The organism is Pseudochrobactrum lubricantis (genome assembly GCF_041929865.1).
GTDB lineage: Bacteria > Pseudomonadota > Alphaproteobacteria > Rhizobiales > Rhizobiaceae > Pseudochrobactrum > Pseudochrobactrum saccharolyticum.
Genome location: NZ_JBHEEE010000007.1, coordinates 80,695 through 99,089 on the forward strand (window position 1 = coordinate 80,695; position 18,395 = coordinate 99,089).

The window sequence follows — 18,395 nt, forward strand, 5'->3', positions numbered from 1 at the left end:
AGTGACAGAAGATGAGCTTAATTAAAGAAATCGATTACGGCACACCTGTTTCACGCTCGGAAAAAATGGTGACCCTGACCATCGACGGCAATCAGGTGACTGTGCCGGAAGGCACCTCGATCATGCGGGCTTCGATGGAAGCCGGCATTGCCATTCCGAAGCTTTGCGCCACCGATATGGTGGATGCGTTTGGTTCCTGCCGTCTGTGCCTCGTAGAAATTGAAGGCCGTAACGGCACGCCGTCTTCCTGTACCACGCCGGTGATGGAAGGGCAGGTGGTTCATACCCAGACCGGCCGTCTGAAATCTTTGCGCAAAGGCGTGATGGAGCTTTATATCTCCGATCATCCGCTGGACTGTCTGACCTGCGCTGCCAATGGCGATTGCGAATTGCAGGATATGGCCGGTGCTGTGGGCTTGCGTGATGTGCGCTACGGTCAGGACGGCGCGAACCATGTTTTCAAACAAGGCCGCAATGACGGTGCGCTGAATGCAAAATGGATGCCGAAAGACGAGAGCAATCCGTATTTCACCTATGATCCGTCCAAATGTATTGTCTGCTCACGCTGCGTGCGTGCCTGTGAGGAAGTGCAGGGTACTTTTGCGCTGACCATTGAAGGACGCGGTTTCAATTCCCGCGTCTCACCGGGGATGCATGAGAGCTTCTTAGGCTCGGAATGTGTGTCCTGCGGTGCCTGTGTACAGGCTTGTCCGACGGCGACGCTGACAGAAAAATCGGTGATCGAAATCGGTCAGCCTGAACATTCCAAAGTCACGACCTGTGCTTATTGCGGTGTCGGCTGTTCTTTCAAAGCGGAAATGCGCGGTGAAGAACTGGTACGTATGGTTCCGTATAAAGACGGTAAGGCCAACCGCGGCCACTCCTGCGTTAAAGGCCGTTTTGCTTACGGCTACGCCCATCATAAAGACCGTATTCTTAAACCGATGATCCGTGAAAAGATCACCGACCCTTGGCGCGAAGTGTCATGGGAAGAAGCCTATGGCCGTGTGGCCAGTGAGTTTAAACGCTTGCAGGCTCAGTACGGACGCAACTCCATCGGCGGTATTACCTCGTCACGCTGCACCAATGAAGAAACCTTCCTTGTGCAGAAACTGATCCGCGCGGGTTTCGGCAATAACAATGTTGATACCTGTGCGCGTGTCTGCCACTCGCCGACCGGCTATGGTCTGAACCAGACTTTCGGTACCTCTGCGGGGACGCAGGATTTCGACAGTGTTGAACATACTGATGTGGTGATGGTGATCGGCGCCAATCCGACCGATGGCCATCCGGTGTTCGGCTCGCGTCTGCGTAAGCGTTTGCGCCAAGGTGCCAAGCTGATTGTGATTGATCCGCGTCGTATTGATCTGGTGCGCTCACCGCATATTGAGGCGGCACATCATCTGGCACTGCGTCCGGGTACCAATGTGGCAATCATGACGGCGCTGGCGCATGTGATTGTAACCGAAGGTCTGCAGGATGATGCTTTCATTCGTGAGCGTTGCGAGAATGAAGAGTTCCGCGATTGGGTGGAATTCGTCTCCCAGCCGCAATACAGCCCTGAGGCTGTGGAACTGCTGACCGGTGTTCCGGCGCAAGAAGTACGCGGCGCTGCCCGTCTGTTTGCAACCGGTGGCAATGGTGCAATCTATTACGGTCTTGGTGTAACCGAGCATAGTCAGGGTTCCACGACCGTGATGGCGATTGCCAATCTTGCGATGGTCACCGGTAATATCGGCCGCAAGGGCGTGGGTGTGAACCCGCTGCGTGGTCAGAATAACGTGCAGGGTTCTTGCGATATGGGCTCATTCCCGCATGAATTGCCGGGCTATCGTCATATCTCTGATCCCGCAACCCGCGAGATTTATGAAAATATCTGGGGCGTAATTCTTCAGGATGAGCCGGGTCTGCGTATTCCGAATATGCTGGATGCGGCGGTAGAAGGCACCTTCAAGGGCATTTATATTCAGGGTGAGGATATTCTGCAGTCCGATCCGGATACCCGCCATGTGGCCGCGGGACTGGAGGCTATGGAATGTGTGGTGGTGCAGGACCTGTTCCTCAATGAGACCGCCAATTTCGCCCATGTTTTCCTGCCGGGTTCGACCTTCCTCGAAAAGGATGGCACATTCACCAATGCGGAACGCCGTATCAACCGCGTGCGCAAGGTGATGACACCAACCAACGGCTATGCCGACTGGGAAGTGACGCAAAATCTTGCCCGTGCAATGGGGCTGAACTGGAACTATACGCATCCGTCGCAGATCATGGACGAAATCGCCCTGACCACACCGACATTTGCCAATGTGTCCTATGAACTGCTGGAACGTGAAGGTTCCGTGCAGTGGCCATGTAATGCCAAAGCACCGCTCGGCACGCCGGTGATGCATATTGACCATTTTGTGCGCGGCAAAGGCAAATTTATGCGCACGGAATATGTGGCAACCGATGAGCGTTCGGGCCCGCGCTTCCCGCTGCTGCTCACCACAGGGCGTATTCTCTCGCAATATAATGTGGGTGCACAGACCCGACGTACCGAGAATGTGGCATGGCATGCGGAAGACCGTCTGGAAATCCATCCGCATGATGCGGAAGTGCGTGGTTTGCGTGATGGTGACTGGGTGAAAATTGCCAGCCGTGCCGGTGAAACAACCTTGCGGGCGCTGGTTACAGACCGTGTGACACCGGGTGTGGTCTATACGACCTTCCACCACCCGACCACACAGGCCAATGTGGTGACCACTGATTTCTCGGACTGGGCGACCAACTGTCCAGAATATAAGGTGACTGCGGTGCAGATCAGCGCATCCAATGGCCCGACACAATGGCAGCAGGAATATCGCGAACATTCCGATGCCAGCCGCCATATTGAAACAGCTTTGGATACGGTGAGCTAAGCTATGAGTGAACATACTTATCACAGCCGCATTCCGATGATGGCATCACAGATTGCCACATTTTTCAGTTCGCAGACGCAGATTGATCAGGCGGCGGGTGTCGCCAAACATATCAATATGTTCTGGGAGCCGCGTATGCGTACGCAATTATTTAATCTGATTGATGCAGGCGGAGAGGGGCTGCATCCTCTGGTGCTTGAGGCCGCGCCACTGATTAAACGTCCGGTCTCATAATACGCAATTTCAGCCGGATACAGTCCAGTATCCGGCTGAAATGATTCAGCATTTAAATAATTTCATTCTGACAATTAAGGGATGCTCACGGGAGATGGGCAGGCTGCGGCGCGTTCGCAGAAGGGAGGATTTTGACATGAGTGCAACAGATCAAACCCTGGGAGGTTTGAGCGGGCCGGGGATTCTCGACCGCGAGCGGATTATCGCCAAACCCGGATTTAACCGCTGGCTGGTGCCGCCGGCGGCGCTAGCGATACATCTGTGTATCGGCATGGCCTATGGTTTCAGCGTGTTCTGGCTGCCGCTGAGCCGTGCTTTGGGTGGTGAAACCGCCGCTGCCTGTGCGGATATGAGCCTTTTAACTGCCTTGTTCACCACCAGTTGCGACTGGCGTGTGGCAGATCTCGGCTGGATTTATACGCTGTTTTTTGTGCTGCTTGGCTGTTCTGCTGCCATCTGGGGCGGTTGGCTGGAGCGTGTAGGGCCGCGTAAAGCAGGTTTTGTATCGGCACTTTGCTGGTGCGGCGGCATGGTGATTGCCGCTATCGGTGTGATGACCCATCAGCTCTGGCTGATGTGGATCGGTGCCGGTTTCATTGGCGGTATCGGCCTTGGCCTTGGTTATATTTCACCGGTTTCGACATTGATTAAATGGTTTCCGGATCGCCGCGGTATGGCGACTGGCATGGCGATTATGGGTTTTGGTGGCGGTGCTATGATTGGTGCGCCATTGGCTGACCTGCTGATGGAACATTTTAAAACACCGGATTCCATTGGTGTCTGGCAGACATTTCTGGTGATGGCAGCAGGCTATTTCGTATTCATGATGGGCGGTGCCTTTGGCTACCGTATTCCGCCTGCAGGCTGGAAACCGGAAGGCTGGGTCGCACCGCAGGCCAAAAAAGCGATGATTACCAGCCGTCATGTGCATTTGCGTGATGCGCATAAGACCCCACAGTTCTGGCTGATCTGGGCAGTGCTGTGCCTGAATGTGTCTGCCGGTATCGGTGTGATCGGTATGGCATCGCCAATGTTGCAGGAAATTTTCGGCGGCAAATTGATCGGTGAGGCAGGACTGACATTTACCGAACTGAGCACCGAGCAAAAGGCTGCGATTGCAGCGATTGCAGCCGGTTTTACCGGTCTGATCTCGCTGTTTAATATTGGTGGGCGTTTCTTCTGGGCTTCTCTGTCTGATCGTCTTGGCCGTAAGGCGACTTACTTTACCTTTTTCGCCCTTGGCATTGCTCTCTACACCCTGTTGCCGACAGCTGCGCATATGGGCTCGGTCACACTGTTTGTGGTAATGGTCTGTATCATCCTGTCGATGTATGGCGGTGGTTTTGCGACTGTGCCTGCCTATCTGGCGGATATTTTCGGCACGCAATTTGTGGGTGCAATCCACGGACGCTTGCTGACCGCATGGGCAACGGCGGGGATCGTCGGACCGGTTGTGGTGAATTATATTCGTGAGTTCCAGATTGCTGCCGGAGTGCCGCGCGCGCAGGTCTATGATTATACGATGTATATTCTGGCCGGTATGTTAGCGCTTGGTCTGATTGCAAATTTCTTCATCAGACCGCTGGGCGATAAATGGTTCATGTCGGATGCGGAAGTTGCCAAACTGCAAGCAGCCACAAAAGCGGAAGCGACAGGGCCGAGCGGTTCCTTCGGCATCGGCACAGGCGGGCTGGATGCCAAAGCTGCTCTTGCATGGGCCGCTGTGGGTATCCCGATACTCTGGGGTGTGTGGACAACCTTTGAAAAATCTCTGATCCTGTTCCGCTAAATCTGAGACTTCAGGTTGATTGAAAACTCCGGCAGCAATGCCGGAGTTTTTTATTTCCCCATAAATTTCAATAGCTTTCTTCGGATGAATAGCTATCGAAAAGAGTGGTTTTGAGGATTTTTATGCGATGTTGAACAAAACTATTCCGTTTTGGTATAGGTAGTCGGAAATTGCATTGGCCTTGAAAGCTGTTCGCTGCCTATAAATTTCACGTCTGAAATTAAAAAATAAATGCCGCAAAGAGGCAAATCAATTCAGACGCAAGAGTGGTGAACGAAGTGCTGTTTCAATAAACAGCAGCAGGAGGATGGGCCGTGGCAGAGTTGCGTCAGGCGCGTGACAGCTTTCGTCTGAAAGTCAGCGATATTCATGAAATTGCGGTTTATGATTATGGGAACCCTAATGGGATTCCGGCGATATTTTTGCATGGCGGGCCGGGCGCCGGTGTATCGGCCAAGCAGATTGCCAGCTTTGATCTCGATACCTATCGCGTGATTACACTTGATCAGCGCGGTGCCGGACAATCGACCCCTGTTGCAGAATTGCGCGAAAATACCACGCAGCATCTGATTGAAGATATTGAACGCATTCGCGAGCATTTTGGCATTGAGCGCTGGCTGGTTGCCGGCGGTTCGTGGGGCTCCTGCCTGTCACTGGCCTATGGGCAGGCACATCCTGAACGCTGCCTCGGTTTCTGCATTCACGGGATTTTCCTTGGTGATCGCGAAGACAGTGACTGGTGGTTCCACGGTTCACGAACGATTTTTCCTGATTACTGGCAGGAATTTGCAGAATTTGTGCCAGAGGATGAACGCGGCGATCTCTTGAGCGCCTATTATAAGCGTCTGACCTGCGGTGATCCGGCGGTAGAACATGCAGCGGCACAGAGCCTGCGCGGTTTCTCTGCGCGCACTCAGACTTTGGAACCAAGCGCCGAGCACGTCTCGACATTGTTGCAGAGTGATGCGGCTTTAGCTGTTTCTCGTATTTTTACGCATTATTGCATGAACGGTGCCTTCATGCCTGCCAATGCACTGCTGGATAATCTCGACCGTATCCGCCATCTGCCTGCAGAAATTGTGCAGGGGCGTTATGATACCGTGACCCCGATGGTGACAGCATGGAAGCTGAAAACCGCATGGCCGGAAGCCAATTTCACCATTGTTACTCTGTCTAATCATCAGTCGACAACCGGCCCTATGGCTGGCGCTCTTGCGGATGCTTCCGAGCGTCTGGCTAAGGCCGTCAAAGCACCGGTTCACGCATAACTTCTTTTAAAATAACGGGCAGCTTCATGTTTGATACACTGAAATCCGATCCTTCCGCCGTTGCAATGTCCTCCTATACGGAGATCCGCAAAGCCGTAAAACCGGCCATCTCACCGGATGGCGAATTGCTGGCATTTTTGAGCGATGCAAGCGGCACCGCACAGGTCTGGATCAAGCCGCTGGCCGGTGGCGAAGCGAAGCAGCTGACCAATCTGCCGGAGCCTGTCGGCACGCTGTCTTTCAATCCAAAAAGCCGTGACCTGCTGATCAGCACCGATTGGGGTGGTGATGAGCGTCACCAGTTCTGGCTGGTTGAAAATGCGGAAGGCGAACCGCGTAAGCTAACTACGGATGCAACCGTGGTGCATGGCTGGGGCTGCTGGTCGCCGGCCGGCACGCAGATTGCCTATTCCGCCAATTACCGTGACCGCACGCACATGGATCTCTATGTGATGACGGTCGCGACAGGTGAAGCCAAATGTGTCTATCAGGGCATCGGCTGGCGCACTCCGGCAGCTTTCACACCGGATGGTGCAGCGCTGCTGGTCAATGACTGTACCCGCGCTATGACGGATCAGAATTTCTGCCGTCTCGATCTGGCAACTGGTGCTTATGAAGATATGCTGCCGCATCAGGGACGCGCTTCCTATCAGGCTGCGAAATTCCTCAAGGATGATTCCGGCATTTTGCTAATTTCCGATCAGGGACGAGACTACTCCAGCGTGATGTTCAAAGCCTATGACAGCAATGAACTTGTTGAAATTGCTGGTTTTGAAAAACAGGATGTGGAAGCTCTGGCCATTGCGCCGGATCAGCAGAGCGTGGCGCTGGTGCTCAACCGTCAGGGCTGGAGCGAGATCGTTATCATTGATCGTCAGGGCCAAGTGCAGAAATCTCTGCCAACCCCGATGCCTTGTGTAATTGCATCTGTGACATGGACACAGGATGGTGCGGCACTGGTGATGCCTGCGGAAGGTGCGGCAACCTCCGGTGATATCTGGCGCTGTGATGTGGCTACAGGCACCTATAGCCGCCTGACCGATGCGCCAAAGGCAAAAACCGCTCTGCCGCACTTTATTGAGCCGACTGTGACCAGTGTTGCGAGCTTTGACGGATTGGATGTTCCTTACTTTGTCTACCAGCCGACTGTTGCTGCGCCTGCGAGCGGCTATCCGGTGATGATCATTGTCCATGGCGGCCCTGAAGCCCAGTGGAAGCCTGATTTCCGCGCTGACATTCAATATATGCTGGCACGCGGCATCATGGTGATTGCGCCGAATATTCGCGGCAGCACCGGCTATGGCCGCCCTTATCAGCATCTTGATGACCGCGAATTGCGTATGGACAGCGTGGCTGATCTTAAAGCGGTGCGTCTGGCCGTCGGCAATCGTGCGGATGTTGATGGCAGCCGTATCGGCGTGTTTGGCCGTTCCTATGGCGGTTTCATGGTGCTGGCTGCTCTCACTGAATATCCGGATTTGTGGAAACTCGGCGTCGAATATTACGGCATTGCCAATTTCCTGACTTTGATGGAAACCACCGGTCCGTGGCGTAAAGTCCTGCGCGAAGTGGAATATGGTGATGTGGCGACGATGAAAGATGCGCTGGAGCGCTTCTCGCCAATTCATAAAATGGCAGCAATACAGGCACCGCTGATGGTGGTGCACGGGCTGGAAGATCCACGCGTAACGCCTTGCGAAAGTGAGATGGTTTATTCCTGCCTGCGTGGTTTGGGCAAGCCGGTGGAAATTCTGCGTATTGCGCATGAAGGCCATGGTTTTGCACGGATTGAAAACCGCCACACAGTGTTTGACGCGCTGGGACGCTTCATCGACGAAAACCTGTAAAGACAACACGGTTTCAGGTGCGGGTGGAGGCTCGCTCCTGAAACTGTATTCAAATGACATGATAATCGGGAGGAACACCATGAAAAATGGTGAGGTGATCTGGGATCTGGTTGATGCGAAAAAGCGTGAGTTCGAGGAACTTAGCGACCGCGTCTGGGGTATGCCGGAAATTGCCTATACGGAATATAAATCCTGCGCCGAGCATACACAGATGCTGCGCGATCAGGGTTTTAAAATCACGGAAAATGTGGCCGGTATTCCGACTGCCGTGATCGGTGAAGCCGGTGAAGGCGGGCCTGTTATCGCTATCCTCGGTGAATATGATGCATTGCCGGGCCTGTCACAGGAAGCCGGTATTGCTGAACCTCGTCCGATTCCGGGCACAGGCCACGGCCATGGCTGCGGCCATAATATGCTTGGTTCCGCAGCGCTTCTCGCAGCAACGGCTGTGAAAGACTGGCTGGAACAGAACGGTAAAAAAGGCCGCGTGCGTTATTATGGTTGCCCTGCGGAAGAGGGCGGTGCTGCTAAGGCTTTCATGGTGCGCGCCGGTGCTTTTGACGATGTGGATATTGCCATTTCATGGCATCCGGCTTCGTTCACGCAAGTGGATGATGCCCAGTCGCTTGCCAATACCCGTATGGATTTTGAATTTACCGGCCGTGCATCGCATGCTGCTGCTGCACCGCATCTTGGCCGTTCTGCTCTCGATGCGGTTGAGCTGATGAGCGTTGGCTGCAATTATCTGCGTGAGCATATTCCGGCGGATTGCCGTCTGCATTATGCCTATCTCAATGCCGGTGGGATTGCGCCGAACGTAGTGCAGGCTAAAGCCAAAGTGCGTTATGCAATCCGTGCAACCGATCTGCCGGGCATGTTCTCGCTCAATGAACGCGTGAAAAAAGTAGCGCAGGGCGCTGCAATGATGACGGAAACCACAGTCGATATTTCGATCATGAGTGCTGTGTCCAATCTGCTCGGCAATACACCGCTGGAAATCGCAATGCATTCCAATATGGAGCGTCTTGGTGGTGTGCCGTTTGATGATGCTGACCGTGCTTTCGCTGCAAAAATTCAGACGACTCTGTCTGCAGAAGATATCGAAACCGATTACCTGCGCGTTGGTCAGCCTTTCGCTGAAAATGCACCGCTTTGTGATTATGTGCTGCCGCGTGAACAGACCGGCGTGCCGATGATCGGTTCCACCGATCTGGGCGATGTCAGCTGGGCAGTGCCGACCGTGCAGGCGCGTGTTGCCACCCATGCGATCGGCTCACCTGGTCACTCATGGCAGATCACTGCGCAGGGCAAAATGCCAGCCGCACATAAAGGCATGGTCTATGCGGCTAAAGTTATGGCCGGAACCGCGCTGGATGTGATGCAGGATGAGAGCATTCTTAATGCTGCCAAAGCCGATCATCAGGCACGTATGGCGAAAACACCTTACACCTGCCCGATCCCGCCGGAGGTGAACCCGCCGCTGCAGCCGCGCCCGGTAGAGTAAATCAATCGGCATGGCGGTGATCTGCCGCCATGTCCTTTATCAACGCAAATAATGATAAACAGGGGATAAAGATGAAGACCAATAAGTTTTTGAACCGCAGTTCCGCTTTGGCAATGATTGCCGGTACTGCTGCTCTCGCCGGTGCAACATTTGCATCGGAAGCTGCCTCACCGCCAAACGCTCTGGTGATGGCATGGAATATTGATGCGATCAGCACTTTCGATCCGGCTCAGATCGGCGAAGTGGTGAGCAACGAAATCATCCAGAATACCTGCGATCCGCTGGTTGATTTTGACCCGAAAGATGAAACCAAAATTCTGCCGCGCATGGCTAAAAGCTGGGACGTGTCGGAAGATGGTTTGCAGATCACATTCCATCTGCGCGATGACCTGAAATTTGACAATGGTGACAAGGCAACTGCCGGTGATCTGGCATGGTCAATGCAACGCGTGGTTAAACTCGGTTTTGGTAATGCTGCAACACTGACGGAATACGGTTTCGTCAAAGACAATGTTGATACTGCGATTACAGCGCCGGATGATCAGACGCTCGTCTTCAAACTTGATAAGCCATATCCGGTCAATCTCATCTTGTCAGCTATTGCAGCAAACCGTGTTTCAATTCTGCTCAACCAGAAAGTGCTGACGGCCAATCAGGTCGAAGGCGATATGGGCAATAAATATCTGGCCACCCGTACCGAATGCGTTGGCCCTTATAAGCTGATGCGCTGGAACCCTGCAGAAGTTGTACTGTTGCAGGCGAGTGATAATTACTGGGGTGAAGCACCGAAGCTGAAACAGGTTCTGATCCGCCACGTATCGGAAGCCGGTACCCAGCGCCTGCTGCTGGAAAAAGGCGATATTGATATTGCCCGTGATCTGACACCGGAAGATCTGAAAGATCTGGAAGCACAGGATAAGGTTGCCGTTTCACGCGCTTTGAAACCGACTTTGTTCTATTGGAACTTCAACAATGCTGATCCGATTTTCAACAATGAAAAAGTGCGTCTCGCTATGCGCTATCTCATTGATTATGACGGACTGGCAAAGACTGTGATGCACAATGTCGGCGTGCCGCGTGCAAGCTTTGTGCAGCTTGGTGCTTTCGGTGCGCTGGATGAAAAAGAAGGCCAGCCATTCACTCTGGATGTGGAAAAAGCCAAAGCACTTCTGGCTGAAGCCGGTCATCCGGATGGTTTTGAAACCACCATGTTTATCGGTACCGCTCCTTATGCAGCGCCGATTGCCCAGAGTATTCAGGATGCAGCGGCTAAAGCCGGTGTGAAAATCAAGATCGAACGCATGGCCAATGCCCAGCTGTTCAGCCGTATCCGTGGCCGTGAATTCCAGACCTCGCTGATGGGCTGGGCGACCGGCGTGCCGGATGCGCATGGCAATGCCTCGCGTCAGATTTTCAATCCGGATAACCGCATGGAAGCCAAGCAGACCATGTATCCGAGCTGGCGCGCGAGCTATTTTGATGAGGCCGTGAACAAGCAAGTCGATGCTGCCCTGTTTGAAAAAGATGAAGCCAAGCGTGCCGAGCTTTATCATGCACTGCAGAAAGAGATGATGGAAAAAGGCCCGCAGGCCTATATGTTCCAGATCTATAATGTTGCCGGTATTAACAAGGGTATCACGAATTGGGAGTGGAACGGTTTCCGCACCTATTATGATACAGCCGCTAAATAACTGACCGCGAAAGACCTGCCGCTTGCATTGCGGCGGCAGGTAACTTCCGGAATTGATATTCCGGCATTCAGTCAGGTTTGCAGCACATTCTCTTTATTTTACCGGCACCTTTGCGGTGCTGAAAGCCCTGTGCTGCAAATTCTCCTTTTCCCGATATTGACGGAAACATTGCCATGACGACGCCCGAAACTTTGCAAGATACGGAGTTTGACAATGAGGTCTATCATGAACCTCATCCCGTTCTTCTCTTTCTCGCCGCCGCCGCACGCCTGATCATTTCCGTGGCGATTACGCTGCTTGGTCTGGTCACGCTGACTTTTTTCATCAGCCGTCTTTTGCCGCTTGATCCGGTGATCGCGATGCTGGGGGATAATATCTCTCAGGAAGCCTATGATACGATGTATCGCAAGCTTGGTCTCGATCAGCCGTTGATCGTGCAATATGGTCTTTATATTAAAAATGCCGTGATGTTTGATTTCGGCAATGCGCTGACTTCCGGCCGTCCTGTGCTGGAAGATATCGGCCGCGTGTTTCCGGCTACGATCGAACTGGCAACCGTTGCGATTATTATCGGTACCGGCTTTGGTATTCCGCTCGGCGTGTTCTCGGCAATGTACCGCAATTCACCGCTGGATCATCTGGTGCGTATGCTCAGCCTGCTCGGTTACTCCACGCCGAATTTCTGGCTCGGTCTGATGGCGCTGCTGGTGTTTTATGCCGGTCTTGGCTGGATCGGTGGTCCGGGACGCATTGATTTTATTCATGAGTTTTCAGTCGAGCCGACAACCGGTTTCCTGTTGCTCGATAGTGCGATGCAGGGACAGTGGGAAGCATTCGGCAATGCCTTCAGCCATATCATCATGCCTGCGCTCATTCTGGCTTTCGGCTCCATGGCCTATATCAGCCGTATGACCCGCGGTTTCATGATTGAGCAGCTCAATCAGGAATATATCATTACCGCCCGCGTGAAAGGCCTGTCATGGGCACGCACTGTCTGGGGACATGCATTCCGCAATGTCGCCGTGCAGGTAGTGACGGTTGTGGCGCTGTCCTATGCGTTCCTGCTCGAAGGTGCCGTGCTGACGGAAACCGTGTTCGCATGGCCGGGTTTTGGCCGTTATCTCACCAATGCTCTGATGGCCGGTGATATGAATGCTGTGGTCGGCTGTACGCTGATCGTGGGTATTCTCTTCGTTGTCATCAATCTGATCAGTGATCTGCTTTACCGCGTCTTTGATCCGCGTACACGATAGGTGCTCTCATGACTGATACTTCCAATTCCGCACCTAACACTTCGTCATTCCGTGAATGGCTGCGTGCGCCGGTGCCTTCTTCCGCCCTTCAGGCCAATGTGCAGCAATTGCGCCGCTCTTGGCTGAAGCTTCTGACCAACACATCCGCAGTTTTCGGTCTGTTCGTTATTGTGTTACTGGTGGCTGTGGCGATCTTTGCACCTTATATCGCGCCTTATGATATCGGTGCGAATAATCTGGCCAACCGTTTGCAGCCGCCATCATGGACGCATTATTTCGGCACCGATGAGCTGGGCCGCGATATTTTCAGCCGTCTGGTCTATGGTTCGCGGATTACGCTTTATATCGTGACGCTGACGGCAATTATCGCTGCACCAATCGGTCTGATTGTCGGCACCACTGCCGGTTATATGGGCGGCTGGGTTGATACAGCGCTGATGCGTATTGTTGATATTTTTCTCGCTTTTCCAAGCCTTGTTCTGGCGCTGTCTTTTGCGGCGGCTCTCGGACCCGGCATTGAAAACGCGGTGATTGCGATCTCGCTGGCTGCATGGCCGCCGATTGCCCGTTTGGCGCGTGCGGAAACACTGACCATCCGCTCATCCGACTATGTGGCAGCAATCCGCTTGCAGGGTGCTTCCACGATGCGTGTGATCTGGCATCACGTTGTGCCGATGTGTATCCCGTCGGTGGTGATCCGTATCACCCTCAATATGTCGTCGATCATTCTCACTGCCGCAGGCCTTGGCTTTCTCGGTCTTGGTGCGCAGCCGCCAAGCCCTGAATGGGGTGCGATGCTCTCCAGCGGACGTGAATTCATGATGACCTCGTGGTGGCTCGCAGCCATGCCCGGTTGTGCCATTCTGCTCGCCAGCCTTGCCTTCAACCTGTTTGGTGATGGTCTGCGCGATGTTCTTGACCCGCGTAACGGATAAGGGGAACGGATAAATCAAATGACCAAACCTCTGTTAGAAGTTGAAGATCTGTGGGTGTCTTTTCCGGGTGTTGACCGCTCAATCGATGTGGTGCGTGGCATCAGCTTTTCCATCGGACGCGAGAAAGTCGGTATTGTAGGGGAGAGCGGTTCGGGTAAATCCATGACCGGCCGTTCGATCCTCAAACTGACCCCGAAAGCGGCACAGATCAAAGCCAAAAAACTGCAATTCGGCGATGTTGATTTGCTGGGTGCCAGTGAGCGTCAGATGCGCTCGGTGCGCGGCAATAAAATCTCGATGATTTTGCAGGATCCGAAATATTCGCTCAATCCGCTGATCCGTATCGGCGACCAGATTATGGAAGCCTACCGGCTGCATCATCGGGTGAATAAGCAGGAAGCCCGTCAGCGCACACTGACCATGCTGGAAGCCGTGCATATCCGTGATGCGGAGCGGGTGATGAACCTGTTCCCGCATGAGATTTCCGGCGGTATGGGGCAGCGTGTGATGATCGCAATGATGCTGATCCCTGAGCCGGATATGATTATTGCCGATGAGCCGACCTCGGCGCTGGACGTGACTGTGCGCCGTCAGGTGCTGACCGTTCTGGATGAACTGGTAAGTCGTTCCGGTACCGGCCTGATGTTTATCAGCCATGACCTCAATCTGGTGGCGGATTTCTGTGACCGCGTGCTGGTGATGTATGCCGGTCGCATCATGGAAGATCTGCCTGCCAAAGAACTGCACAAAGCGCAGCATCCTTATACGCAGGCTCTGCTTGCCAGCCTGCCGCGTCTCGACCATCCGGTGGATATGCTGCAAGTGCCGGAGCGTGATCCGAGCTGGCTTTCAGGTGCAACCCTCAGCGGAGGTCAGAAATAATGGCGGATATTATGAGTGAGAATACAAAGCCGCTGGTGGATGTGTCTGACCTGTCTGTCAGCTTCGGCAAGGGGCGCAAGCGCTCGACAGTGGTCAAGAAAGCCCGTTTTCATATTGCCCGTGGTGAGGCCTATGGTCTGATCGGGGAATCCGGCTGCGGTAAGTCCACGATCCTGCGCGCATTGGCTGGCCTGATCCCGCATTATACCGGCAATTTCAGTTTTGACGGCACATTGCTGTCCGGTGAGCGTGACAAATCGTTCTTCCGCCGCGTGCAGATGGTGTTTCAGGACCCTTATGCCTCGCTGCATCCGCGCAAGATGGTGCATAAAGTGCTGGCGGAATCTCTGACCATTCACGGTATGGATCGTAAGGAAGAGCGTATCCGTGATGTGCTGACAGCTGTCGGTTTGGGCCCGAGTTTCATGTATCGCTATCCGCATGAATTATCGGGCGGTCAGCGTCAGCGTGTGGCGATTGCCCGAGCGCTGATTATCGAGCCGGAAGTGCTGTTGCTTGATGAACCGACTTCGGCGCTGGACGTTTCTGTTCAGGCAGAAATTCTCAACCTGCTCAAAACCCTGCGCCGTGAACGCGGTCTGACTTATCTGATGGTCAGTCATGATCTGGCGGTGGTTGCGCATATCTGTGAGCGGGTCGGTGTGATGCATAAAGGCATTATTCTGGAAGAACTGACGGCAGATGATCTGCGTCAATCCCGTGCCAGCGCGCCTTATACGCAGGAATTTTTGCAGGCCAGTGTTGAGGCCGTGGCGCATAATGAAGTTAAAGGAGCCCAGCTATGAGTTATCAGCATGCGGCCAATCCGGCGGCAGAATGGGAACGGGTGCAAAACCCTTCTCAGTCCGGTTGGTCTGAAGCGGGTCTGCAGGCGGTTGAAACCTGCGCTGAAGGGCAAGAGACCGATGCACTGATGATCGTGCAGAGTGGCAAGATCATCTACACCTATGGTGATGTTACCCATAAATATCTCTGTCATTCGATCCGCAAAAGCATTCTGGCCGCGCTGATGGGGCAGGATGTGGCGGATGGTACGATTGATCTGAGCCTGACGCTTGAGCAACTTGGCATCGATGACAATGACGGTTTGAGCGAAGTTGAAAAACAGGCAACTGTCTATGATCTTTTGACGGCACGCTCCGGTATTTATCATGCAGCGGGTTATGAAACACCGTGGATGCGCATGATTAAAGAGAAGCGCCACTCCCATGCACCGGGCACTTTCTGGTGCTATAATAACTGGGATTTCAATGCGCTGGGTACAATCTTTGAACAACTGACCGGTAAGACCGTTCATCAGGCTTTTGAAGAGCGTATTGCCAAGCCGCTGCAGTTTGAAGATTTTTCGCTCAGTGGTGATAAGCCGGATGGCTGGCACGATCGTTTCACCGAGAGCCGCCACGCGGCCTATCCGTTCCGCCTGTCGACCCGCGATCTGGCGCGTTTCAGCCAGCTTTATTTGCGTCATGGTCGCTGGAACGGTGAAGATGTGCTGCCAAAAGGCTGGGCGCAGGAATGCGTAATGCCTTATTCTGATGCCGGTGCGCGCGGTGCCTATGGCTATATGTGGTGGCTGGAGCGTGACGGTGTGTTTTTCCCCGGTGTTGTAACTCCTAAAGGCAGCTATGCAGGCTTTGGTGCAGGCGGACATTTTTGCATTACCATTCCGGCGCTGGATATGGTGATTGTGCATCGGGTGGATACCGATATTGCCGGTCGCCAGCTTAACCGACACAAGTTTGGCCGTCTGCTGAAACTGATCTTCGACGCATTTCAGGGGTGAGGGAAATGCGGGAGGAGGAAATGACGGTTGCCGCAGCGATTGCGCAAATCTGCGCAAAGCCGGTAACCAGTGCAAAGGCGCGTTTGCTCGCGCGTGATGCGATTATCGACACGCTGGCCTGTATGGTTGCAGGGCGTGAAGATGCAAGCACCAAAACAGTGTTTGAGGCTTTCGCCCGGACTGGCTGCGCGGGAGAGGCGTTACTGGTGACCGGTGCAAAATCAAGTCCGATTGTGGCGGCGCTGGTGAATGGTACTGCCGCCCATGCGCTGGATTATGACGATAATTTTCTGCCCGGCATGAGCCATGCTTCAGCGGTTATCGTTCCGGCTTTGCTGGCTGTCGCGGATTTTGAAAAAACATCCGGTGCGCAACTGATTGATGCTTATCTGGCAGGCCTTCAGGCGCAGGCACTGATTGGCGATGGCGTCGGGCAGGCGCATTATACGGCAGGCTGGCATGGTACCTCAACCATTGGCAGCATCGGCACTGCCGCAGCAGTGGCGCATCTGCTCGGGCTGGATGAAGAGGCGACTTCCCGGGCAATCACCATTGCTGTCAGCTATGCATCTGGCACCAAAGGCCAATTCGGCACGCTGATTAAACCATTCCATGCGGGCATGGCGGCACGCAATGCGGTGGAGGCCACATTGCTGGCAAAAGCAGGGATGCAGGCACGGCCTGATATTCTGGAGGGCGCACAGGGCTTTCATAGCCTGTTTGCCGGAGATCAGCGCCGCGGCTGGAAAACGGAAGCGATCATCGCTGATGCAAAGCATATTCTTGAGACCGCTGGGGTGATGCCGAAGAAACATCCGTGTTGCGGTTCAACCCATCTGATCGTTGACGGTTTGCTTGATCTGATGCGTGAGCACAGTTTCACGGCAGAGGATGTGGAGAGTGTCGAGACGCTGGTCGGTATCGCCAATTACCGTAATCTGACCTATCCGCAGCCGGTTGATGAAATGCAGGCACGCTTTTCCATGCAATATTGCGTGGCGAGAGCATTGCGGCAGGGACATTTAAGTCTTACTGATTTTACGCCGCAAGCTGTGCAGCACTATGCAAGTGATGCGTTGCTAAACCGCGTAACCATGCTGAGCTACAGTGCGGATGAAGAACGGATTGCACAGGATAAGCTTCCGCATGTTGTGACTGTGAAATTGCATGACGGGCGCGTGCTGAAAGCATCTCGAAATTATGCTGTTGGTGGCTTACAGGAGCCTTTCACCGATGCTGACCGCCTCGGTAAATTCATGGATTGCTGCGGGGCATCGGATAATGCTGCCGGTGTGTATGAAGAGCTTCTGGCACTGGATGTTGCAAAAGATCTGAAAGCACTGAAATCATTATTCAGTTCTGCCACCAGTTAATGTCTTTGGCGGCGAGTGCTGATGCGCGCCGCCAGAAACGCTCGGCATAATCCGTGCGAAAACGCTGCGAGCGGTAGACGCGGATTTCCACATCCAGATCATAGTCCTGAACGCCTGCACGCACCAGAATGCCGCGTTTCCATTCATCCGGCATCAGGCTTTGCGGAATCCATGCCACGCCCTGACCGGAAACCGCCATGGCCTTCAGCCCGACGGCCATGCCGTTCTCATAGACCATATTCAGATTGAGGCCGCGGCGCTCCACAAGCGGATCGAGAACCTGTGCAAAGAATGTTGTATCGCGATAACGCAGATATTCTGTCGGCAATGTGTGGTTTCCCAGCCGGTGCAGTGGTTCGCCGGCGGCATCTGCCGCTGATACCGGTATTACCTTTTCATGCCCGAGAGACAAATAAGGGAAATTTCTCAGATCCTCCATCTGGCTGACCAAGGGGTGAGCATAGGTCAGCAGAAAATCGCAATTTCCGTTGAGAAGGGTTGAGACATTGCCGAGAAATGAGGGATGCGGATCGGAAAAACGGGTGCGGAAATTATCGCCGTTGCTTTCAATCCGTGCCATCAGCGCCGGAAAAAAGGTGAGCGACAGAGTGTTGAGTGTCGCAAAGGACAGCACTTCCATCATCGGCGTATAGCGGGCGCTCAGCTCGTCACGGGCATGAGTGAGGAGACCGACCGCATCATGCGCACGGAGCAGAAAACTTTGTCCGGCAAGGGTCAGACGAATAGGATAGGTGGAACGGTCGATCAGCGGTACACCGACCCATGCTTCAAGTTGCCTGATCCGGCGTGACAGCGCGGATTGTGTAACATGCCGCTCATTAGCCGCGCGGGAGAAATTTAAGTGTTGTGACAGGCAGAGAAAATCTTCGAGCCACTTCAATTCCATAGAAGCATTCC

General features: G+C 53.8%; 14 protein-coding genes. 13 read left to right on the plus strand and 1 reads right to left on the minus strand.

The features are described 5' to 3' along the window. Positions 1–11: 11 nt before the first annotated feature. From fdhF to JNC80_RS15035, 13 genes are all read left to right on the plus strand, one after another. Positions 12–2,897, plus strand: coding sequence for a formate dehydrogenase subunit alpha (gene fdhF / locus JNC80_RS14975; protein ID WP_376710748.1), 2,886 nt, complete (start codon positions 12–14; stop codon positions 2,895–2,897). A gap of 3 nt (positions 2,898–2,900) precedes the next feature. Then, the gene (locus JNC80_RS14980; RefSeq protein ID WP_022712526.1) at positions 2,901–3,131 is read left to right on the plus strand and encodes a formate dehydrogenase subunit delta; all 231 of its coding nucleotides are present in this window, start codon (positions 2,901–2,903) and stop codon (positions 3,129–3,131) included. A 136-nt stretch (positions 3,132–3,267) separates the two neighbouring features. Next, a complete protein-coding gene (locus tag JNC80_RS14985; protein ID WP_376710749.1) occupies positions 3,268–4,920 on the plus strand; it encodes an OFA family MFS transporter in 1,653 nt (550 codons plus the stop codon). A gap of 314 nt (positions 4,921–5,234) precedes the next feature. Next, positions 5,235–6,188: a prolyl aminopeptidase gene (gene pip, locus JNC80_RS14990; protein WP_376710750.1), complete on the plus strand. Its 954-nt coding sequence runs from the start codon at positions 5,235–5,237 to the stop codon at positions 6,186–6,188. 26 nt (positions 6,189–6,214) lie between these two features. Then, a complete protein-coding gene (locus JNC80_RS14995; protein WP_376710751.1) occupies positions 6,215–8,035 on the plus strand; it encodes a S9 family peptidase in 1,821 nt (606 codons plus the stop codon). A 79-nt stretch (positions 8,036–8,114) separates the two neighbouring features. Then, positions 8,115–9,539, plus strand: a complete 1,425-nt coding sequence (locus tag JNC80_RS15000; protein WP_376710752.1) for a M20 family metallopeptidase — start codon at positions 8,115–8,117, stop codon at positions 9,537–9,539. A 71-nt stretch (positions 9,540–9,610) separates the two neighbouring features. Continuing rightward, the gene (locus JNC80_RS15005) at positions 9,611–11,230 is read left to right on the plus strand and encodes an ABC transporter substrate-binding protein (protein WP_376710753.1); all 1,620 of its coding nucleotides are present in this window, start codon (positions 9,611–9,613) and stop codon (positions 11,228–11,230) included. A 173-nt stretch (positions 11,231–11,403) separates the two neighbouring features. Next, positions 11,404–12,483 carry an ABC transporter permease gene (locus JNC80_RS15010; protein WP_376710754.1) on the plus strand — a complete coding sequence of 360 codons (1,080 nt, stop codon included), beginning with the start codon at positions 11,404–11,406 and terminating at the stop codon, positions 12,481–12,483. An 8-nt stretch (positions 12,484–12,491) separates the two neighbouring features. Continuing rightward, positions 12,492–13,418, plus strand: a complete 927-nt coding sequence (gene nikC / locus JNC80_RS15015) for a nickel transporter permease (protein ID WP_376710755.1) — start codon at positions 12,492–12,494, stop codon at positions 13,416–13,418. Between the two features lie 18 nt (positions 13,419–13,436). After that, entirely contained in the window at positions 13,437–14,300 is an 864-nt protein-coding gene (locus JNC80_RS15020; protein ID WP_075657017.1) for an ABC transporter ATP-binding protein, read from the plus strand. Positions 14,301–14,311: 11 nt separating this feature from the next. After that, positions 14,312–15,106, plus strand: a complete 795-nt coding sequence (locus tag JNC80_RS15025; RefSeq protein WP_376710756.1) for an ABC transporter ATP-binding protein — start codon at positions 14,312–14,314, stop codon at positions 15,104–15,106. After that, positions 15,103–16,104: a serine hydrolase domain-containing protein gene (locus JNC80_RS15030; protein WP_376710757.1), complete on the plus strand. Its 1,002-nt coding sequence runs from the start codon at positions 15,103–15,105 to the stop codon at positions 16,102–16,104. Before JNC80_RS15025 ends, JNC80_RS15030 begins: the two co-directional genes overlap by 4 nt. Positions 16,105–16,124: 20 nt before the next feature. Then, a complete protein-coding gene (locus JNC80_RS15035) occupies positions 16,125–17,477 on the plus strand; it encodes an MmgE/PrpD family protein (RefSeq protein WP_376710758.1) in 1,353 nt (450 codons plus the stop codon). Here the strand turns inward: JNC80_RS15035 and JNC80_RS15040 are convergent. Further along, on the minus strand, positions 17,458–18,384 hold the full coding sequence (locus tag JNC80_RS15040; RefSeq protein WP_116088843.1) for a LysR family transcriptional regulator: 927 nt from the start codon (positions 18,382–18,384) through the stop codon (positions 17,458–17,460). The genes JNC80_RS15035 and JNC80_RS15040 overlap by 20 nt on opposite strands. Between the last annotated feature and the right edge of the window lie 11 nt (positions 18,385–18,395).